17 protein-coding genes and 2 pseudogenes are annotated in these 22143 nt (G+C 41.9%); 15 read left to right on the forward strand and 4 right to left on the reverse strand.

Going from position 1 to position 22143, the window contains the following annotated elements; genetic code table 11:
- Positions 1-50: 50 nt before the first annotated feature.
- The 3 genes from glmM to recJ are packed head-to-tail and all read left to right on the forward strand — an operon-like array spanning position 51 to position 3768.
- Positions 51-1382: a phosphoglucosamine mutase gene (glmM, locus tag FTU39_RS11665; RefSeq protein WP_131261207.1), complete on the forward strand. Its 1332-nt coding sequence runs from the start codon at positions 51-53 to the stop codon at positions 1380-1382.
- 12 nt (positions 1383-1394) lie between these two features.
- Positions 1395-2051 (forward strand): pyridoxamine 5'-phosphate oxidase, encoded by a 657-nt coding sequence (pdxH, locus tag FTU39_RS11670; protein ID WP_096901662.1) that lies wholly within the window; start codon positions 1395-1397, stop codon positions 2049-2051.
- 13 nt (positions 2052-2064) lie between these two features.
- Complete coding sequence (gene recJ, locus FTU39_RS11675) at positions 2065-3768, forward strand: single-stranded-DNA-specific exonuclease RecJ (protein ID WP_180052212.1); 1704 nt, start codon at positions 2065-2067, stop codon at positions 3766-3768.
- Between the two features lie 58 nt (positions 3769-3826).
- On the opposite strand, the pseudogene FTU39_RS11680 reads toward recJ, so the two are convergent.
- The 3 genes and pseudogenes from FTU39_RS11680 to FTU39_RS11690 all read right to left on the reverse strand — a co-directional run.
- Positions 3827-4333, reverse strand: a pseudogene (locus FTU39_RS11680) (putative porin); the annotation flags it as partial.
- A 1-nt stretch (position 4334) separates the two neighbouring features.
- Complete coding sequence (locus FTU39_RS11685) at positions 4335-5297, reverse strand: IS30 family transposase (protein WP_131261203.1); 963 nt, start codon at positions 5295-5297, stop codon at positions 4335-4337.
- 165 nt (positions 5298-5462) lie between these two features.
- Positions 5463-6239, reverse strand: a complete 777-nt coding sequence (locus tag FTU39_RS11690) for a putative porin (RefSeq protein ID WP_004974263.1) — start codon at positions 6237-6239, stop codon at positions 5463-5465.
- A 571-nt stretch (positions 6240-6810) separates the two neighbouring features.
- Between FTU39_RS11690 and prfB the strand changes: the two genes are divergently transcribed.
- The 5 genes from prfB (at position 6811) to FTU39_RS11715 (ending at position 11544) form a co-directional block, all read left to right on the forward strand.
- Positions 6811-7906 (forward strand): peptide chain release factor 2 gene (prfB, locus tag FTU39_RS11695; RefSeq protein WP_180052213.1). Its coding sequence is split into 2 segments (ribosomal slippage): positions 6811-6882 and positions 6884-7906, totalling 1095 coding nucleotides; the frame shifts between segments, so codons are not numbered across the junction.
- 157 nt (positions 7907-8063) lie between these two features.
- A complete protein-coding gene (locus tag FTU39_RS11700; protein WP_019837093.1) occupies positions 8064-8363 on the forward strand; it encodes a helix-turn-helix transcriptional regulator in 300 nt (99 codons plus the stop codon).
- A gap of 20 nt (positions 8364-8383) precedes the next feature.
- Positions 8384-9463, forward strand: a complete 1080-nt coding sequence (locus FTU39_RS11705) for an alkene reductase (RefSeq protein ID WP_131261202.1) — start codon at positions 8384-8386, stop codon at positions 9461-9463.
- Positions 9464-9547: 84 nt separating this feature from the next.
- Positions 9548-10828 carry a 3-deoxy-D-manno-octulosonic acid transferase gene (locus FTU39_RS11710; protein WP_167846399.1) on the forward strand — a complete coding sequence of 427 codons (1281 nt, stop codon included), beginning with the start codon at positions 9548-9550 and terminating at the stop codon, positions 10826-10828.
- Positions 10829-10830: 2 nt separating this feature from the next.
- On the forward strand, positions 10831-11544 hold the full coding sequence (locus FTU39_RS11715; RefSeq protein WP_154320190.1) for a 16S rRNA (uracil(1498)-N(3))-methyltransferase: 714 nt from the start codon (positions 10831-10833) through the stop codon (positions 11542-11544).
- Here FTU39_RS11715 and FTU39_RS11720 read toward each other — a convergent pair.
- Positions 11518-12504, reverse strand: coding sequence for a mechanosensitive ion channel family protein (locus tag FTU39_RS11720; protein ID WP_131261199.1), 987 nt, complete (start codon positions 12502-12504; stop codon positions 11518-11520). The two genes, FTU39_RS11715 and FTU39_RS11720, sit on opposite strands and share 27 nt — an antisense overlap.
- A gap of 468 nt (positions 12505-12972) precedes the next feature.
- Between FTU39_RS11720 and acs the strand changes: the two genes are divergently transcribed.
- The 7 genes and pseudogenes from acs to FTU39_RS11750 form a co-directional block, all read left to right on the forward strand.
- A complete protein-coding gene (acs, locus tag FTU39_RS11725; RefSeq protein WP_104852713.1) occupies positions 12973-14916 on the forward strand; it encodes an acetate--CoA ligase in 1944 nt (647 codons plus the stop codon).
- 193 nt (positions 14917-15109) lie between these two features.
- Positions 15110-16570 carry a DUF3375 domain-containing protein gene (locus tag FTU39_RS11730; RefSeq protein ID WP_180052214.1) on the forward strand — a complete coding sequence of 487 codons (1461 nt, stop codon included), beginning with the start codon at positions 15110-15112 and terminating at the stop codon, positions 16568-16570.
- Between the two features lie 10 nt (positions 16571-16580).
- Entirely contained in the window at positions 16581-17414 is an 834-nt protein-coding gene (locus FTU39_RS11735; RefSeq protein WP_179988743.1) for a DUF4194 domain-containing protein, read from the forward strand.
- Positions 17402-20779, forward strand: coding sequence for an ATP-binding protein (locus FTU39_RS11740; protein ID WP_180043483.1), 3378 nt, complete (start codon positions 17402-17404; stop codon positions 20777-20779). The genes FTU39_RS11735 and FTU39_RS11740 overlap by 13 nt, the downstream gene beginning before the upstream one ends.
- Entirely contained in the window at positions 20772-21341 is a 570-nt protein-coding gene (locus tag FTU39_RS13880) for a DUF3322 domain-containing protein (RefSeq protein WP_257224484.1), read from the forward strand. The genes FTU39_RS11740 and FTU39_RS13880 overlap by 8 nt, the downstream gene beginning before the upstream one ends.
- A gap of 10 nt (positions 21342-21351) precedes the next feature.
- Positions 21352-21969, forward strand: coding sequence for a DUF2220 domain-containing protein (locus tag FTU39_RS13885; RefSeq protein WP_257224485.1), 618 nt, complete (start codon positions 21352-21354; stop codon positions 21967-21969).
- 76 nt (positions 21970-22045) lie between these two features.
- Positions 22046-22143, forward strand: a pseudogene (locus tag FTU39_RS11750) (adenylosuccinate lyase); the annotation flags it as partial.

The raw sequence follows: 22143 nt of genomic DNA on the forward strand, positions 1-22143 counted from the left end.
TCGCAGTAAAAAAGTGATGATAAAGATCACCCCTAAGAAGTGAGAACAATATGAGTTATTTTGGTACAGACGGCATTCGAGGGAAGTTTGGAGAGTTACCAATTACACCTGATTTTGCATTAAAACTAGGTTTTGCAGCAGGTAAAGTTTTAAAAAAACACACCAAAAAAAATAAACCTATTGTGGTATTAGGTAAAGATACACGTCTTTCAGGCTATATTTTAGAAGCAGCATTACAGGCAGGTTTAAATGCCGCAGGTGTCTATGTGCATTTGCTCGGTCCATTGCCTACGCCCGCTATTGCGCACTTAACCCGTGCCCTGCATGCCAGTTTAGGCATTGTGATTTCAGCATCGCATAATCCGTATTTTGATAACGGGATTAAATTTTTCTCGGGCGAAGGGAAAAAGCTGCCAGATGCCTTGCAAGAAGAAATTAACCAAGAATTGCAGCAAGAATTAAAAATTGATGATACGGCCAACTTGGGTAAAAGCGTTCGTGTTAAAGATGCCAATGGGCGTTACATCGAGTTTTGTAAATCGACCTTTCCATATCATTTAGATTTAAATGACCTCACCATTGTGGTCGATTGCGCCAATGGTGCTGCCTACAATGTTGGCCCTGCGGTATTCCGTGAATTAGGTGCGAAAGTGATTGCCATTCACAATGAGCCAAATGGTTTAAACATCAACGAAAATTGCGGCTCAACCCATCCTGAAAGTTTGCAAAAAGCAGTGCTTGAGCATCAGGCGGACTTGGGTGTTGCATTTGATGGTGATGCAGACCGTGTGATTTTGGTGGATAGTCAAGGCAAGCAAATTGATGGTGACCACATTTTATATATTCTTGCCACACAAGGCTCGAAAAAACCTGCAGGTATTGTTGGGACGTTAATGAGCAATATGGCGCTGGAATTGGCGTTAGAAAAAGCCCAAGTACCATTACTCCGTGCCAATGTCGGTGACCGTTACGTGCTACAAGGTCTGGAAGAAAATGGCTGGGTTATTGGTGGTGAGCCATCGGGGCATATTTTGACTTTGGACAAGAGCACCACAGGTGATGCAATTATTGCTGCCTTGCAAGTGTTAACGGTGATGGTCGAACAAAATAAAGCCCTACATGAATTGGTGGCAGATTTTAAACTGTTGCCAAATGTGCTGGAAAACGTGCGCTTAGCAAATATGTTTGATCCGTATACCGTTCCTGCCTTGGTGGAAGAGTTTGACCGTGCTACGGAACAGCTGAAAGGTCGTGGACGCTTATTGATTCGTAAATCGGGCACTGAACCTGTGATTCGTGTCATGGTGGAAGGTGATGATTTGGCTGAAGTGAAGGCAATGGCGAAAGATTTAGCAGATGCTGTACGTCGTCATGCCGTCTAAAGGGAGTAAATCGTGAGTGATTTAATTAAAGATTTAAGTGAGCTGCGTTTAAGTTACCAAAAAGGTGAATTGCTAGAAGCACAGGTCAGTGCCAATCCGCATATTCAGTTTTTGAATTGGTTTAACCATGCCTTAGAAGCCAAGCTGCATGAACCGTATGCGATGTCATTGGCGACTGCCAATGCGCAAGGTCGTCCGCATGTGCGTACTGTGTTGCTGCGTGGAGCCACCGAAGCAGGCTATGACTTTTATACCAATTATGACAGTCAAAAAGGGTTGGATTTAGCGGCCAATCCTTATGCTGAATTGTTATTTTACTGGCCTGAACTGGAACGTCAGATTCGTGTCAGCGGTTATGTCGAAAAAATTGATGAGCAAGAATCGACAGCGTATTATCACAAACGCCCACGTGACAACCAAATCGCTGCGCATATTAGCACTCCGCAAAGTGGTGTGATTGCCAGCCGTGAAGAACTACAGGCGCGTTTCCAAGACTTGCATGCCCAAGTGGGCGATCAATCTGAATTGCAAAAACCTATATTTTGGGGCGGTTACCGCTTGCAGCCTGATTATTACGAATTTTGGCAAGGCCGTCCGAACCGTTTGCATGACCGCTTAGCTTATGAAAAAATTGAAGGTGAGTGGAAACTACAACGCTTGATGCCTTAAATCACTGGAAATTATGTCAAAAATTCTAATAAAGCAAAGACCTTTACTTACACGCCCTGAAAACTTTCAGGGCGTCTCTACATTTGTTGCCCAAATTTTAGCGCGCCGTGGCGTTGCGTCTGAGCAGGAGCTGGAACTTAAACTGAAGCACTTGCTTGCTCCAAGCATGAAAGGTCTACCAGAAGCAATTCAGCTGATGGATCAGGCGATTGATCAGCAGAAAAAAATTGTAATTGTGGGCGATTACGATGCCGATGGCGCGACCAGTACCACACTTATGATTTTGGCATTGCGCGAAATGGGCGCACACGTGCAGTATTTAGTACCTGACCGTTTTAAATATGGTTATGGCTTAACCCCCGCCATTGCCGATTTGGCTTTTGAGCGTTATGCACCTGATTTATTAATTACGGTAGATAACGGAATTTCCAGTCATGAAGGTGTGGAGCGTGCGCAAGCTTTGGGGATGCAGGTCATCATTACCGATCATCACCTCACAACGAAAGCCACCCCAAATGCAGAGGCTGTGGTCAATCCAAACCAATTGGGTTGTGATTTCCCAAGTAAAGCCTTGGCAGGTGTGGGTGTGGCATTTTATGTGTTGGCGAACTTATCCAGTCAGCGTAAAAAACAGGGCAAATCTGCTGCAAATTTAACGCAATATTTAGATTTGGTGGCTTTGGGCACCTATGCCGATGTCGCTAGTCTGGATTATAACAACCGTATTTTGGTGGATGCAGGCTTGAAACGGATACAGCAGAATTTATGTCGTCCTGGGATTAGCGCATTGCTGGATTTGGCAGGACGTGAACCCGCACAGCTCAAAGCGCAGGATTTGGGTTTTGTCTTGGGGCCACGTATCAATGCTGCAGGGCGCATGGAAACGATGGATATTGGAATCGAGTGTTTACTGGCAGCGGATATGCAAAGTGCTTATGCTTTGGCGCGTCAGTTAAATGCTTTGAATCAGGAACGCCGTCAGGTTGAAGGGCAAATTAAACAGGATGCGCTGGCAGAGTTGGAAAAGCTGCAGTTAGATCAAAGCGATTTACCGCATGCCTTGATCATGTTTGAAGAACATTGGCACCAAGGTGTAATTGGAATTGTTGCAGGACGCTTAAAGGAACAGTTTCATCGCCCTGCGATTGTATTTGCTGCCGATGAAGATGGTGAGCATATTAAAGGCTCTGCCCGTTCAATTGAGGGGATTCACATACGTGACACTATAGAATTGGTTGCAGAACAATATCCACATTTGGTTAGTCATTTTGGTGGGCATGCAGCTGCGGCAGGTTTGACCATTAAAAAGGCGCACTTTGCAGAATTTAAACAGGTCTTTGAACAGATCATTGCGCAAATGGATGCAGATTTATTTCATGCTGTGCTGTGGACAGATGGTGAATTGCCGCAAGAGGCTTTTCATTTACACACGGTGGATTTATTGCAGCAGTTGGCACCGTGGGGACAGAAATTTCCGCAGCCAGTGTTTGAAGGGCGGTTTAGAGTAGTCGATTTTAGATGGTTGAAGGACAGTCATTTAAAATTGCGTTTGGCATTGGACAATGGACAAGTGGTTGATGCGATTGCGTTTGGTGCTAAAGATAAATTTGAATTTAACCCGATGCGGGATGATGTGCGTTTGGTTTATGAGTTAGAGCGCAATGTGTTTAATGGCAATGTGAGTTTGCAGTTGCAGATTGTGCATTTGGAGCAGTAATCCAAATAAAAAAATCCGCTCAAATTTGAGCGGATTTTTTTGCTTTTAATGTAAGGGATTAGAAGCGGAATGTACCATTGATGCCGTAAGAGTCCGCACCATCAGTTGTCGTGTAATTCACACCTACAGCAAATGCTGGGGTAAAGAATTTTTGTGCACGTACATTAAAGATAGTATCAAAATCTTCTTCTGTTGAATCTGCAAAAGAAACACCAACGCTTAAAGTTGGGTCGATATAAAGGTCTGCACCTAGACGATATACTGTTTCATCTGCAAAATAGGTTGCACCTTCAAAATTAGTATAATAGTTACCAATTTGAGTGACATATTTTGCGCGAAGTGTTGCAATAGTATCATCTTCAGCAGTCCAAACATTTGTAAAGCTGTTGATAAAACCGATTTGGCTTGCTTGGATTGGGTCAATATTTTCTTTTGCAACACCAGCTGCTAATAACAAACTATTGATTGGTAAATAACCCACTTCCAGTGCATAACCTGTGTTGTCTGCCGAGATCGAATCTTCATCATCTTCGATTGTAATTTCAGAACGGTTTAATTTGGCGGATTCAAGCGGCAAGTGCAACAGTATAAAAACCAGACATAACTTCACTCGGTGTATACCAACCTAGGGTTTTTCTAGGACGATGGTTGAGTGCAAATTCTATCTGCTCTATTTGTTCGTTTGACACGTCATCAAACGATGATGATTTTGGCAGATATTGCCGGATTAAACCATTCGTATTTTCATTTCTAGCTCGCTGAATAGACTTGTAAGGATCAGCAAAATACGTCTCTATGCCAGCATCAGTAATTCTTTTGTGTTCGGAAAATTCTTTGCCATTATCAAATGTCACACTATAAGCATGGCTCATTTGTAAACGATCTAATGCACAAGTAATCGTTTTAGAGGATTCTCTCGTTGACCCTAAATGAACAATATGTACATACAGGCTCTTTCGATCAACGAGAGTCAATAAAGCACCTTTATGATGTTTACCAATCACCGTGTCACCTTCGAAATCTCCTAAACGTTGTCGTTGATCAATGACCTGGTCTCGGTAGTGAATACTTGTTTTATCAATGATTTGCCCCCTACGATCCGTGTTTTTGTAACCGCGTTTTCGATATTTCTTCTGATGCCTTAAGTGTAGATGAAGTTTACCACCTTTTGATTTATCTTGATAAATGTACTGGTAAATCCACTCATGTGAAGGTACATCCAGCCAACCGCGTTGTGTTAAAGCACCTGAAATTTGTTCTGGTGACCAGTCCAAACCAATCAAATAATCAATATAAGCGAAGGCAAATGCTGTCATTGATGATGAAGGACGGTACCGTCTTTGACTTGCAAATTTAGCTGCCTGTTGAGCTCTATATCCACGTTGCCCAGTATTTCTTTTTAATTCACGGTAGATGGTTGATCGTGAACGTCCTAACTCCCGAGCAAGGGTAGCGATTGAACTTTTACTTTTCAAAGTAGCATAAATTTCGTATCTTTCATCTTGAGAAAGTTGGGTGTATTTCTTCATTGTGTGCTTTCCAATTGCGGGTTGAAAAAGTCTAATGATTCTATGAATACACCTAACTTTTTCAACTAACTACAAATGTGTTGCACTTGAGATTTGAATCTGCGGGGCGTAAAAAAGCACCCTTCCGAAGAAGGGTGCTATTTGAGTAAGGAATTAGACTTAAGCTTAGAAGCGATATTTCGCAGCGACACCAAAGCGGTTGTAGTCAGCATTACCAACTTCACCAAAGCCTACACGACCTTCCAAACTGACTTGTGGTGTAAAGAATTTACGTGCACTCACACCAAACTCATCATTATCGTTGATATCGTTGCTGTAATAATCGACACCTACACTTAGCGTTTTATCAATGAAGTAATCCGCAGCAAGATTGTATTCATCGAGATCACCAAAAGCAGCACCTGCTTCAAGGTTGATGTCTTTACCATTCGAAAGTGTAGTTACGTATTTAGCACGTAAAGTCGGGTCTACACCATCATCACGGTCATTATCCCAACCTTTAAGACCTGCTGCGATTAACAAGCCTGGTGCTGGTAAATAACCAACTTCTGCACCATAGGTGGTTAAATCATTGTTTAGGTCATCATTGTCTTTCAAGTCATGACCGCTCACATTACCACTTAAGTAAAAGTCTGAATTCGGTACAAAGTACTCTGCACCTACGCCGTAAGTATGCGCTTCATTGTCGCCAACTTCGTCATATTGGTATTTGGCATTTACGTTGCTAGCACGATCAAGGAACGCTGCTTCTGCCAAAGGTGCATTACGGGTTTGTACAGGGTTAAAGTAATAAGTACCATCTACACCGAATGAACCGCTTGAACTGCCGTTGTCTGGATCAATCAGTCCTGCTGATGCACCAATTTCAGCTTGATATGCGTTCGCAGTACCAGTGATAGCCAAAGCTGAAAGTAGGGCTGATGCGATTGCTAATTTTTTCATGGAAAGTACCCCTCTGAAATCTGGTTAACAGTTAAACTTTTTGTTACAGCTTTTAGTCTAGGCGAAAAAAAATCAGCGTCAATCACAGGAAAGTTACCGCATTGTTTCAAGCGTAAGTTTGTGTAATTTTTTTTATTTAAGTGATTGAAATAAAAATGAAATAATTAAATGTTTTGTTTTATTAAAACTATGTAGGTTTTGTGAATTTTACTAAATTTGATCATTAAATCATCAAACTTGTTTCATCTTTGTTTTATTTGGCGGGTTGAAGCAATTGCCATACACCACTTTTTAAGCATGTTTTCAGCTGAATGTGTCAGGCAAAACATTAGCGCGATAGATCAGCCATTAAGATAAATATCCGTGTTAATCGTGCATGCTATTTTAGGTTGGATATCATCAGGCTTTCACTTTAAAAGTTTAAAGCGATCTTTATTTTTAACCACATTTAGCATTCAACTTATAAAAGCTGAAAAGTTATGCTGGAATTTACAGCAGGATAGAAATGCCAGAACATGTCTGTGCTACAATTATCAGTTAATAAGCTTCATTGTTAATTGAGAGAATTTACGTGGAAATTAATCCTTATCTAAACCAATTAAAAGACTTGAACGAACGTGGTCAAATACTACGGGGGTATCTTTGACTACGATCTGAAAAAAGAGCGTTTAGAAGAGGTTCTCCGCGAGTTAGAAGATCCTGCAATCTGGAATGATCAAAGTCGTGCGCAAGCCATGGCCAAAGAAAAGGGCGAGCTTGAAAACGTGATTCATGTTCTAGAAGGTTTGGCGACCCAGTTAGAAGATGCCCAAGCCATGCTGGATTTAGCCGTTGAAGCCGATGATGAAGATTTATTGGTGGATGTGCAGTCTGAATTGACTTCTGCAGAAGAAGAACTGGCGAAATTAGAATTCCGCCGTATGTTCAGTAATCCAATGGATCCAAACCCATGCTATGTTGAAATTCAGGCAGGTTCGGGTGGTACAGAAGCACAAGACTGGGCATCGATGCTGTTGCGTATGTATATGCGTTGGATTGAACGTCACGGCTTTAAAGCAGAATTGATGGAAGAGTCGGATGGTGATGTAGCAGGGATTAAATCTGCGACTATTCGCGTTGAAGGTGAATATGCGTATGGTTGGTTGCGTACCGAATCGGGCGTGCATCGTTTAGTGCGTAAATCGCCATTTGACTCAGGTAACCGTCGTCATACGTCATTCTCTGCGGTGTTTGTTTCGCCAGAAGTTGATGACAACATTGAAATTGATATTAACCCTGCCGATGTTCGTACCGATACTTACCGTGCTTCAGGTGCGGGTGGTCAGCACATTAACAAAACTGACTCTGCGGTACGTTTAACCCACGCACCTACAGGTATTGTGGTGGCATGTCAGAACCAGCGTTCGCAACACGCCAACCGTGACCATGCGTGGAAACAGTTACGTGCTAAGTTGTATGAACTGGAAATGAGTAAACGTAATGAGGCGGCTCAAGCTTTAGAAGACTCGAAGTCTGATATTGGTTGGGGCAGCCAAATTCGCTCTTATGTATTGGATGATTCACGTATTAAAGACTTGCGTACAGGCGTGGAAACTTCAAATACAGGTGCGGTTTTAGATGGTGATTTAGACAAGTTTATTGAAGCCAGTTTAAAGCAGGGTCTATAAGTTACGGTCTGTAAGATCCTAATGAGCCTGCCCAATTCAGTGAAGTTGCTTAAAAAATTATATAAATCGTAAAAAAACGATATTAATATCGAAAAAATACGATATATTAAAAGCAGCTGCTGAATTGGGCTTATATTTACGAATATGTGTCTGAATGATGGATGTCGATTTAATCTTTAAAGCCTTAGCCAATCCTACCCGTCGGCAAATTTTAGAATGGTTAAAAGCACCAGAACAATTTTTGTCGGTAGATGAGTGTGGCGACTTTAAGCGTGGCGTATGTGCAGGACACATTGAGCGTTTGGGCAACGTGTCGCAATCGACCATGTCAAATCATTTATCGGTACTGCAACAGGCAGGTCTTATTCGTGCAGAAAAATATGGACAATGGTCGTATTTTTCTCGTAATGAAGCACTCATTCAGCAATATGTCGAATATTTAAAACACTCACTTTAACTGTGAGATTAGAGGCAAAAATGGCTGAATTAGACTCTCCTTTAGTTTTGGGTGATCTGCATCTAAAAAACCGTGTGGTGATGGCACCTTTAACCCGTAGCCGCGCCAGCGATGACCGTGTTCCAACGCCAATGATGGCAGAATATTATGCACAGCGTGCCAGTGCAGGTTTGATTCTTTCAGAAGCAACGGTAATTTCTGAAGAAGCCAATGGTTATTTAAATACCCCAGGATTGTTTACCGATGCTCAAGTGCAGGGTTGGAAACTCGTTACCGATGCCGTGCATGCCAAAGGTGGTTTGATTGTGGCGCAACTGTGGCATGTAGGTCGTGTTTCACATCCAAATTTACTCAATGGCGCAACACCAGTATCGGCAAGTGCGGTACAACAAGCGGGTTATGTCAGTTTGTTGCGTCCTAAACGTGAATATGTGTTGCCACGTGCCTTAGAAATTGCAGAAATCCACACCATTACCGAGCAATATAAACAAGCCGCCATCCGTGCCAAAGAAGCAGGATTTGATGGGGTAGAGTTGCATGCAGCCAATGGTTATTTGATTGATCAATTCCTGCAAAGCAAAACCAACCAACGTGACGATGAATACGGTGGTTCGGTTGAAAATCGTGCGCGTTTCTTGTTAGAAGTGATGGACGCCTTAATTGAAGTCTGGGGCGCAGGTCGAGTCGGTGTGCATTTAGCACCACGTGGCGATGAGCACGACATGGGAGATGATGATCCACGTGAAACCTTTGGCTATGTCATGCAGCAATTGGGGCAGCGTAAAATCGCCTTTTTCTTTACCCGCGAATATTTAGCCGAAGACAGCATTTCCCAAGAAATGAAAGTACGTTCAGGCGGTGTGCCATATATCGCGAACATGCGTTTAAGTCGTGCTGATGCCGTGGAATTATTGGCTTCGGGCAAGGCCGATGCGGTGTCATTTGGTAAGGCGTATATTGCCAATCCAGACTTGTATGAGCGTTTATTGGCAGATGTACCTTTAAACGAACTCAAGCTGGAAAACATGATTGGTACAGCCGTTGCAGAAGGCTATATCGATTATCCAACTTTGGCGGAAACACAACACGCTGTAGAATAAAAGCCAGTATAGCGCCACATGCAATTAACATGCGCGTGTGGCTCTGTTATATTTTGCCGATAATCTTTCTTTGGGGCGCATCTTTTGGCTACTCCATTTTGGTATAACGCAGCCTTGGCGCTGTTAAAACCGATTTATCAGTCACGTATTCGTAAACGTGCCGAACATCCTGAGCAATTACAACAAGAACTGCTTGAGCGTTTTGGCCCATTTCAGCCTGCTAAAAATTTACATGCCATTTGGTTTCATGTGGTGTCGGTGGGAGAAACCAATGCCGCGCAACCTCTAATTGAACATTATTTAAAAGCGGGGCATCCTGTTTTAGTCACCAATACCACCAAAACAGGGCAGGCACGCGCCAAATCATTATTTTTAAAAGCACCGTATTTAGATTTATTTCAAGCTGTGTATTTACCTGCCGATCAGGTACATTTAATTCGTGAGTTTTATCAGAAATATCAGCCTAAATTATTGGCACTGGTCGAAACAGAATTGTGGCCTAATTTGATTGATCAGGCGCAGCATTTTCAAGTCCCGTGTTTGTTGATTAATGCGCGGCTTTCGGAAAAATCGGCCAAAGGTTATGCCAAAGTTAAAGGATTAACTCGCGGCATGTTGCAAAAATTGCAGCAACTTTTGGCGCAAGACCCTGCCACACAGCAGCGTTTTATTGCATTGGGGATGCCTGCCGAGCGTACAAAAGTGGTGGGTAATATTAAATTTGATATTACTGCACCAGAAGATTTTGTAGAGCAAGCCGCGCAGTTGCAACAGACATGGCAATTGGTACATCGCAAAATTATTACCCTTGCCAGTACCCATGCGCCTGAAGAACAGCAATTATTGACTGCACTGAAACCTTATTTCGCACAGCATCCTGAACTGTTATGTATTGTTGTGCCGCGCCATCCAGAGCGTTTTGATGAAGTGGCTATGCAGGTACAAAAACTGCAACTTAATATGCAGCGCCGTAGCTTGGCTGAAGCGATTCAACCTGAAACACAAGTGTATTTAGCCGATAGCATGGGTGAAATGTGGTTGTGGTACGCCTTAAGTCAGGCCTGTTATGTCGGTGGTTCGCTGAATGAACCTGGCGGTGGGCATAATATTTTAGAGCCTTTGGCCTTAAATGTCGCCACGGTATTGGGCAAAAATTATTTTAACTTTCAAAGTATTGTGGATGAGTTTGTTGCAGCAGAAGCCGTGTATGTGGTCGAAAATGCTGAACAAGCTGTAAATACGTTAACGCAATTGTTGTTTGAACCTGCGTTACGTGCACAGCTGAATCAAAATGCTCAAGTGATTATGTATAAAAATCGTGGCTCTTTGACTGAGCATATTCACGTGATTAATCAGTATCTTTAAATATGAATATCGTTTTGCTTGACCCTCGGCAGACCACAAATGAAGTGTGGTCTATTAGCGCCCAGCGCCAAGTGCAGCATTTACACACGCATGTCGGTGTACAAGTCGGTGACACCTTGAAAGTCGGGATTCGCGGTGGCAAGCGTTATTTGACCGAAGTGGTGGACGTTAGTGAGCAGCGGATTCAAGTCAAAGCCCTGTATGAAGAAGCTGTACCGAAAAAACTGCCTGTGACCCTGATTGTGGCTTTACCACGCCCTAAAGTATTACGTCGTTTAATTATGGATAGCGTGACGCTAGGTGTGGAAAAAATTATTTTACTGCACAGCTATCGAGTCGATAAAAGCTATTGGCAAACGCCTTTTTTACAGCAGTTGGATCAATATGTGACGTTGGGTTTGGAGCAAGCAGGCGATACCATTGCACCTGAGATCCAACTTTATAAACGCTTTAAACCCTTTGTGGAAGATGTTTTGCCCGGTTTGATTTCTGCCGATTGTTCTGCTTATGTGGCGCATCCTTATACCGATCAAGCTATGCCACATGCCATCCAACATCCATGCAGTATTGTGATTGGCCCAGAAGGTGGATTTATTCCCTACGAAATTGATTTGCTCGAAAAAAACGGCTGCCAAGCGCGGCACTTGGGCAACCGTATTATTCGTACTGAAACTGTGATTGCTTATGTTTTAGGGCGTTTGTTTAGTGCGGGCTGAATCATCTTCATTGACTGCTGCATCACCACGATAAACTTTCACTTCCTGCACAGGATAAGGAATCGAAATGTGATGTTCGGCAAACGCGGCAATCACCCGTTCCTGCACTTCACTGATGGATGCTGAAGTGGTGGTTTCCGTCGTATTTACCCACCAACGCACATTTAAATTAATCGAAAAATCGGCCAAGGCAGTGACATTGACGCTAAATGCAGGTTGGCTCAAGATTTTTATGTCACGGTCTAAAATGGCCAAAATAATATCTTTGGCTTTTTGTACGTCATCTTCATAACCAATACCGACCACAAACTCGCAACGACGACGGGTATAAGCCGTATTGACCGTTACGGCACTGGTATACACCGTAGCATTTGGAATCACGATTCGACGCCCATCGGGAGAGCGCAGGAAGGTGGCACGAATCTGAATATCTTCTACCGTACCTTCCATATTATTCACGATGATGTCATCACCAATTTTAAATGGTTCTCCAATCAAAATGAGCACACCCGATAATAAATTCTGGAAAATATCTTTAAAAGCAAAACCAATTGCCACGGAGCCTAGACCTAAAGCACTCATCAGTTGGCTTGGGGTAAAACCTGGAATTGCAATCACCATCGCAATTAGAAAACCAAAGAAAATAATTGCAGAGCTACCGACCCGATTCAGCACCAAAACCAAATTTTGTCGGGTATAGGAACGATTGTTCAGGGTCTTGCGAATAAACCATTTAAACAGTCGGGCAAGCAGCCAAAACAGAATCAGCACCACGGCTGCAATCATCAAATACGGCACACGTTCCCAAAATCCTTCCATAATTTTGTCGATGGTGGAGTAGGCGTCATTGTACTTGGCCGTATGATTGATCACGGTTTGCGTGGTTTTTTCAGTGGCTTCCTGCAACAGCTGACTGGTGTTTTCAGAAACTTCACTGAGTGAGGGTTTGGATTCTGCCACGATAATTCCGAATTCAAAATGAAGCGACTATTTTGCCTGAAAAACTCAATTTGGTTAATGAGCAATGCTTACTTGCCAGTATTTTAGACAACTTGGATAGAAGTGATGAGCGTACTATTTTGTAGCATTTAAACTGCGAGTTGTATGTGGTTTTATCTGTAAGACAGGGTCGCAGGTATGAATGATTGGCTGCGTAAAAAAATGTTAATACTCACGGTTATTAGACGATATTTTCTTTAAAAATAATGCAATGCGCAGTACAGTGGAATGTAAACCTGAAAGTATGAATGCAAGAATATGGCATTCGATCAACGCTTTGGCATGCTATTGTTTGTATAAAATTTATGCGACTAAAGCCGAATGGTGAGCCATAAAAAAGAAAGTTCATACTGTGAATATGCAGAAATAATAATCAATAACGTGGCATACATCTCGTGATGAGATGCAAGAACATCAAGGAAGTAGCAGATGAAAGACGTATATCCTGTTCCAGATGAATTTAAAAAGACTGCCCGCACCACTGAGGCAGAATATTTTCAACGCTATCAACAATCTATAGATGACCCTGATACTTATTGGGCAGAGCAAGCCCAACGCTTAGATTGGATTAAACCTTTTACTCAAGTCAAAAATACCAACTTTGACCCCGAGCATTTTAAAATTGAATGGTTTGCCGATGGGCAACTGAATGTCAGTGCCAATTGCTTAGACCGTCATTTAAAAGAACATCCGCATAAACCTGCAATTATTTGGGAAGGAGATCATCCTTCTCGACATAAAGTGGTTTCTTTTGCTTCCTTGCATGATGAAACCTGCCGTTTTGCCAACGTACTGAAAAAGAATGGGGTGCAAAAAGGGGATCGGGTGGTGCTGTACATGCCAATGGTTTCCGAAGCTGCGATTGCCATGCTGGCCTGCGCGCGAATTGGTGCAGTGCATTGTGTGGTTTTTGGCGGTTTTTCTCCCGATGCTTTGGCTAGCCGAATTGAAGACTGTCAGGCCAAGTTAATTGTCACTGCAGACTCGGCCATGCGTGGTGGCAAGCCAATTTATTTAAAAGCCAATGTTGATGCCGCTCTAAAAGTAGCAGGTACCGACTGTGTGCAAAATGTGATTGTGGTGCATCGTACAGGGAATCCGATTGAGATGTTACCTGAACGCGACTTGTGGTATCACATGGAAATTATGTCGGTCAATGACATCTGCCCACCCGAGCCGATGAATGCCGAAGATCCACTATTTATTTTATATACCTCGGGTTCGACTGGAAAACCCAAAGGCGTTTTGCATACCACAGGCGGTTATTTGACCTATGTGAACAGCACGTTTCGAGAAGTCTTTGACCTGAAACAGGATGATGTGTTTTGGTGTACCGCAGATGTAGGCTGGATTACAGGGCATTCTTATGTCTTATACGGGCCATTGTCGAATGGTACATCTACCGTGATGTTTGAAGGGGTGCCGAACTATCCAAGCTGGGCGCGCACAGGGCATATTGTCGATAAACACAACATCACCATTTTATATACCGCGCCGACTGCCATTCGCGCCATGATGCGAGAGGGAGATCGTTTTGTACGTGAAAGTGACCGCAGCAGCTTGCGTTTACTTGGTTCAGTCGGTGAGCCAATTAATCCTGAAGCATGGAACTGGTATTACAACGTAGTAGGTGAAGGACGTTGCCCAATTGTAGATACATGGTGGCAAACCGAAACTGGGGGCATATTAATTTCAGCATTGCCGGGTGCAACGCCACTGAAACCCGGTTCGGCAACCCGCCCATTATTTGGCGTGCAACCTGCTATTGTCGATGCCGAAGGTAATGAACTGGAAGGCGCGACCGAAGGCAATTTAATTATGAAAGATTCATGGCCAGGGCAAATGCGCGGTATTTGGGGCGACCCTGCACGTTTTATTGAAGCGTATTTTTCGACCTATCCGGGTGCGTATTTTACAGGAGATGGTGCACGCCGTGATGAAGATGGCTATTACTGGATTACAGGGCGTGTGGATGATGTCTTGAATATTTCGGGGCACCGTTTAGGTACTGCGGAAATTGAAAGTGCCCTAGTAGCGCATGAAGCTGTGGCTGAAGCGGCAGTGGTGGGTATGCCCCATGAGATTAAAGGACAGGGGATTTGCACCTTTGTAACTTTGCAAGTTGGTACACCCGAGTCAGAGGAATTGCGTGAAGAATTAGTCAATTGGGTTCGCAAAATTTTGGGGCCTGTGGCAACGCCTGATGCGCTGCATTGGGCACCTGCTTTACCTAAAACCCGTTCAGGTAAAATTATGCGCCGTATTTTGCGGAAAATTGCAGCGAATGAATTGGATAGTTTAGGAGATACTTCGACTTTGGCTGAGCCGCAAGTGGTGGAGCATTTGATTGCAACGGTGTATGGGGAGAGGTAGGTTAAGGTTACTGTCACTGTACACAAAGAAGTTAGATAAGGTTTGTTTTTTTATTTTTTTCGATGAAGTAAGGTGATTGTTTATATCATCTTACTTTATGCGACAACTCGTGTCGTCTTGCTTGGTAATTTGCTTGGGTGATTAAAAAATAACTGTAGAATAAATAACCATCATACAGATGATGTGGAATGGCATGAATATTCTAGGGTTACAGGCCAAGTATCGGCGTTTATATCATGAAAACTCAATTTGGAAATTATTAAGAGCAGATAACGCACCACATATTTTAGCGTTCATTGTTGACTTATTTGCAGAACAAAATGAAGTCCCTTATGGCCGTGCAAGAAATGTCTTGGATGAGTTGATTAAATCTAGTCGTGAGCAGGGTATTTGGCAGACAGAAAATAATGCAGCGCATTATTTAAATCATTGGATTCATTCAGGCTGGCTCAGAGAAATAGATGGCAAGCTGAGTAAAACGGATATTAGCGAAACCGTATTACGTTTTTGTCAGGGCTTGGATGAGCGAGCAACCCATACCACAGCATCACATTTAAGAATTGTGCAGGATGCGGTTCGTGATTTTGTGGTCGCATTGAGTGAAAATATTGAAGAACGAGTGGAGTTGCTCGAACAAAAAAAATTAGTGATTCAAAATGAAATAGATGCTTTGTTGGCGGGTGTTGTTACACAATTAGAAGAATCAGAACAAAAAGAAAGAATACGAGAAATTTATCAACTTGCTTCCATTCTTACAGGCGATTTTAGACGGGTCGAAGATGAGATTCGTCTACGAGATAAAGAGTTGCGTCTAGATATGATTAGTGGTGCTTATTCACGTGGAGAAGTATTGCTGAGCTTAATGGAAAAAGAGCAGTTGCTTGCTCAAAGTGATGCAGGCAGTGCTTTTGATGGGTTTTGTCAATTACTTCAGGATCAAGATCGTTCTACTGAGTTTAGAGAGCAGTTACGCAGTATTTTGAATCATCCTATTGCACAACAATTAAGCGAATCTCAACGTAAATATTTAGGTCAGTTAATGCGTGAGTTAGGACGCGAAAGTAGCCGAGTTTTCCAAGTCCGACGTCGTACAGAAGAAGGTTTGAGAGCTTATATTGAAAGTGGTGCAGCATTGGAAAACCGTTTGATTGATCAGTTTCTGTCGGAATTAGAAAAAAATGCAGTGGCGTTGTTGCAATCAGAGTGTGATTTAAAAACAGAAGTACAAGTAGATTTAGCCGTGGGTTCCATTCAGCTGAATTCGCCTGAAAGTCTTGCTTTAAAAAGTCCCACAGAACATATGGATACGCGTAAGGTCGAAGAGCAACAAAACAAGACTGAACCTAGTGATCAGATGCTGAAGTACTTAGACAGTGTACGGGTTCGTGCTGTTGCTGAAAAAGTATATCAAACGCTCGCACAGAAAGGGGTGATGAGTATTGCCCACTTAACACATGAACATCCTTTACAAGCGGGGCTTGAAGAACTTGTTGCTTATTTGCGTATAGCAAAAGCCATTAAAGCACCACAAATGCAGCATACCGAGCAAGTTGAACTTAAGGATCGTTCAGGTGTGCATTTGCAGGCCAGTATTCCAGTGTATTACTTGAGTGCAGATTTATTTCCCAAAAATATAGATGAGTTGGCGCTTTAAGGAGATCGAGATGCAATCAGAAAATAAGATACAACAGCATGACAATTTCTTTGAAATGGTACGCAGACCATCTTCAAATTCAGAAAAAAATATAGATATACACGCTAATCAGCCTGTAGAAAATTTGTCCCCTACAGCTCGAGCAGAGGTACAACATGCAGATAATCAAACAGAGATGGAGCATGCTCAGGATCGTGATACAGATGCGCTTATGCCACATGTAGCCCGACGGGTATTGGTCTATCTCATGCGTCAAGGGGTTATTCTTGCAGCAGAAAACTTAAAACTTTTTGATTTATTGTGCCGATATGAAGCGGAAATTCGTAGACATTTGGCAGAGGTTTATATCCAGTTGGTTTTGGATGCCAAGCAAGGGGTGGCTTATATCATCAATCTCAAAAGTATTCAGGATGAACAGGAAGATGAGAACCAGCCTTTGGATGATTTTCCTGTACTGATACGAAAACGAACTTTGACTGTATATGACACCTTAATTTTACTTATTTTGCGGAAGTATTATCAGGAGCGGGAAACTGCGGGTGAGCAAAAAATTATTATTGATGTTGAGCGAATCCAGAGCAGTTTAATTCCATTTATTCCTTTAACGAATCATGACAGCAAAGATCGTAAAAAGCTAAATGCAGCATTAGAAAAATTTATTGAGAAAAAAGTATTAACGGGACTGCGTGGTGAAGAAGGGCGTTATGAAATTACGCCAATTATCCGCTATGTCGTGAATGCCGAGTTTTTACAAAGTTTATTATCTGAATATCAACAATTAGCAGCAAAGGCCAAGTTGCAGCAATCCGAACAAGAATATGGAGAATCATCATGCAAGAAATGACCCTCTCAACTTTATTTGCACAAGGCCAAATTCGCTTGTCAGAAATTTCAGTATTTAACTGGGGCTCCTTCCATAACTTGCATACCGCACGTATTGATCCTGAAGGGACACTTATTACGGGAGATAATGGTGCAGGTAAATCTACCTTTATTGATGGTTTAATGGCATTGTTACAACCTGCAAGTAAAGCTAGTTTTAACGTAGCAGCTGCGCAGGGCGATCGCTCAGACCGTACATTACTCTCTTATATGCGTGGTAGTTTTGGTTCAGAACATGATGGGGCTGGAACGCGAGTAAAAAATAAGCGTGAAAAAGCAGTGACAACAGCATTAAGAGCGCTATATACCGCTGATGACGGTTCGATGATTACTTTAATTGGATTGTTTTGGGTTGGACAAGGTCAACATTCGCTGAGTGAAGTGAATCGTTTATATATGATTGCAAGTCGTAATGTGCAACTGACTGAAGTGTTAGAAAAATTTGCAGACGGTAATACTCGCCAGCTAAAACAACATTTTAATCCTAAAACAGATGCACGCGTGCATTATTTTGATAGCAAATTTGAAGACTATCAGGAGATGTATCGTAAATATTTATTTATGGATAATAAAAATGCACCTGCGTTGTTATCACGTGCTTTAGGCTTAAAGAAAATTGATGATTTGACTAAATTAATTCGCGAGTTGGTTTTAGAACCAAGCCAGGTTCGTGCTTTGGCACAGACTGCAGTAAATGAGTTTGCTGACTTAGAGGCAAACTATAAGCATTTGGTAGATGCGCGTGAACAAGTCCTACATTTACAGAAATTACCTGAGTTAGCTGTTCAAATAACAGCGTTAACTCTGCAACTGAATAATCTACAGCTCGAAAAACAAGCTTTTCCTGCATATTTAGGTGAATTGTATGTTCAGTTTTGGACTGAAAAAATACATCAGCTGGAGCAAGAGATACAGCGATTACATACGCAGTTTAAGCAATTAGAACAACAAGAACATGATGCGGAAAAACGACAAGAGCGCTGCCATGAAGACTATTTACAAGTAGGCGGTAATCGGATTGAAAACTTACAAAAAGAGCTAGAACTGATACAGCGTCAGTTAAAGCAATTAACCATAGAGGCATCGCGCTATCAGGAAGATGCTCAGCAATTACAATTGCAAGATGATTTAACCGAGCAAAATTTAATTGATAACCAAAAAATAGCCCATGAGCAGCTTCTAAATATTGGGCAAGAGAAAACCCAACGACAAGATGAGTTTGCTCAAGTCAGTAGCAAATACGCACAAACGCAACAGCAACTGAAAGAAACTCAAAGCGATATTCAGGAAATAGAAACCAGACCTAATAGTAATATTCATGATGTACATTTATTGCGTTTAAGAGATGAGCTTAGACAGCACTTAGATTTTGATGAACATGAATTAATGTTTATTGGTGAGCTCATTGATGTAAAAGAGGCTGAAAAAATCTGGCAAGGCGCAATTGAACGAGCATTAGGTGGTTTAAAAACAACGTTATTGGTGCCGAAAGATCGTTATTCGATGGTCACTCAATGGGTGAATGCGCGTCATAATAAAACCCATGTGCGTTTACAGGTGATCCATCTTGATGCTACAGAAAGTGTGTATTTTAAAGAAAATGGTTTTCTGCGGAAATTGGTTTGGCGAGAGCATCCATATCGTGATTGGTTAAAACAACATCTGCTTCGCTTTGATCTGCAATGTGTGGCAGATACAACAATCATGAATACAACGCCTTTTTCTATGACACAACAGGGCTTAATTCATCGTGAGCAAGGTCGTTTTGAGAAAAAAGATCAACAGCGGATTGATGATCGAAAAATTTGGTGTTTGGGATTTTCCAATACTTCACGTTTAAATTTATTAAAGCATGAAGCGAAACAACTTGAGGTACAGTTGGAACAGTATGCCTTGAGTGTTGCACAATCGCGTAAGGTGTTAGATCAGGTAACACAGCATAAGAGTTTGTGGGAGCGAATGTTACGTTACCAATGGGATATGATAAATATTCCTTATTGGACAGAGCGCCAGCAACAGACCAGCAATGACTTGCAGCATTTACAACAGGCAGATACCAATATTGAACAAGCTCGACAACGTTGGGAGCTTGCAAAAGAGGAATTAAAACAACTACAGGAACAGAAAGGGCAGTTACAACACACTTGGGGGCAACTCAAACAGAAACTCAGTGATGCAGAAAAACAACAACAACAAGCGCAAAAGGCAGCAAACCAAGGTGTCCCAGAACAAGCCAGAGAACTGTTGCTACAGCGTATAGGAGAAACACCTCGGTTGGAGGATGCTTATCTTACTGCTGTGGAAAAAGAGCTAGAGCGTTTAATTGAACATACCAGCAACCAAAATACCTCAGCAAAAAATAGCGCAACGTACATTATTGGTCAGTTTCGTGGCAAGGATAAATGGTCACATATTGCATTACAACGTGAATGGGCAGTTGGTTTGGCCGCATTGGATGATTGCGTTGCCTATTTTCATGAACTAGAAAAGGAAGGTTTGCCTGCCTTAGTTGAACAGTTTGAACAGCGTCTGCAAAAACATACCATGCAGTCTTTAAGTGTGATTCAGAATCGCCTTGAGGCAGATAGAGAAGAAATTACTGACCGTATTGCCATAATTAATCAGGTTTTACGGCGTACAGAATTTAAGTCTGGCAGCTATCTAAGACTAGGATACAAAAAGGAAAAGTATCCACACGTCATAGATTTTGAGCAAAAACTAAAATGGGTCGTATCTAGTATTAATAGTATTGAATATGAACAACGTTTTAAAAAGTTAGCTGAATTAATTTCTATTTTAGAAAAAGCGAGTAACTCGGTTACAGCGCATACTTTTGAAAGCCAGCGTTTACTTGATCCTCGTCATCAAATGTCTTTCTATGCAGAAGAAGTCGATTTGGCTACAGAAGAAATACGAGATGTTTTGGAGTCATCGAGTGGTAAATCTGGCGGAGAAAAAGAATCATTTGCTGGAACCATTGTGGCAGCGAGTTTGGCTTATGTATTAACACCAGACGGCTATGATTATCCAATCTACAGTACAGTGTTTTTAGATGAAGCTTTTTCAAACACAGCTGAAGCGGTTAGTCGTCGAGTACTCAAAGTATTTAAGGCGTTGAAAATTCATGTCAATTTAATCACACCTTATAAAAACTTGAATTTAGCGCGTGAGTCAGCACGTTCTTTATTAATTGCCGAGCGTGATATTGAGAAACATGAAAGTCATTTATGTGAAATTACTTGGCAGGAAATTGATGAAAAAATGGCGCAAAAACAACAGCAACTGCATAGAGAGGCACAACAGTTTGGGGTGCAGTTAGATGCCTAAAATTGAGAAGTGGGGATTACTTCCAAATACCGTTTTGGGTATTTTGCATAAAAAAGAATGGGAAAATCGTCGAAATTTAAAGCAGCGGTTGTTAAATCAACGTCCTTTTCCAATCGAAATTTCACTGAAAGTGCCCACAGACCAACAAGCTAGAGATAATTTGGGTCATTTTCATGCTTTTTTTAAAGCGTGGACAGATTTTGCTTATCCTGAACTGGTTGAATGGCAAGAACGGCAGTATCGACAACTTTCAGAACAACGTGTTCCAGTAAAGTTACGAATTTTTTCTTTACAGCAGCTTACTGAGCTTTTAGGAACAGAGCAACAACTTGAAAACTGGTTGGATAAAATATCCAGCTTTTTGAAGCAGTCTTTTGTGCATGATCGTCATCAGCACCGTTTATTTCAAACTTTAATTCATCATTTAGAGCAGATAGAACGCTATAGCCAACAAGAATGGCAATGGTTGATTCAGCTGATTGAACAGCTGAAACCGAATATGGGGGGCAGGGCTTTATTTAAGGGCCTTGCCATTAAGCGCTGTAAACACGAAGTTTCTTGAGCAGAACTTATTGCTGACGGAGGCAATTTGCAATGTACTTTATGATGATGAGATCGTACTGGCTGGAGGGTTGTTGGCATGGCTAGATTGCTTAGATAGCCCCAAAGGTTGGTTGACGATCAAACCCGTCTGCCCAAATGTGCAGGAAAAATTGGGAGGACTCCCCGTTTTTCAATTGTCCACAGAGGTGCTAGATCAATTTGAGTTACCTGCGGAACGAATAATTGTAGTTGAAAATATTCAGTCAGGTTTAGCGTGCCCTTACTTGGAAAATAGTATTGTGGTTTGTGGTGGGGGTAAAAATATTACATGGATGAAGGCCAAGTGGTTACAGTATAAACAGGTTTTTTATTGGGGAGATATCGACTCTGAAGGTTTAAATATTTTAAGTATGGTTCGGCAAAAAATTCCACACGTGATTGCTTTAATGATGGATGAAGCCACAGTGTTACAGTTCCAAAATCATATGGTGGATGAACCAGACTCTATTTTTAGTGAGCCACAATATCTCACTGCTGACGAGTTAAAATTATTTCATGATTTGCGTGCACAGACATTTAAAAATAGGCGTTTAGAGCAAGAGCGCATTTCGGTTGATTGGGTGCATCGTTATTTAGAGTTACTTTGAAAATTAATTTGATTGATAATAAGGGGTGAACCGTACCGGGTTTGTCAGAGACCAACTTTCTTGAGAGAATGTTCCAATGACAAAACCAAAATATACCCCTGAAATCAGAGAAAGAGCGGTTCAATTATTGATTGAATCTGAAAAAGATTATCCTTCTACTTGGGCTGCAATCAC

It is taken from the genome of Acinetobacter sp. YH12099 (assembly GCF_013419195.1).
Classification (GTDB): domain Bacteria; phylum Pseudomonadota; class Gammaproteobacteria; order Pseudomonadales; family Moraxellaceae; genus Acinetobacter; species Acinetobacter towneri.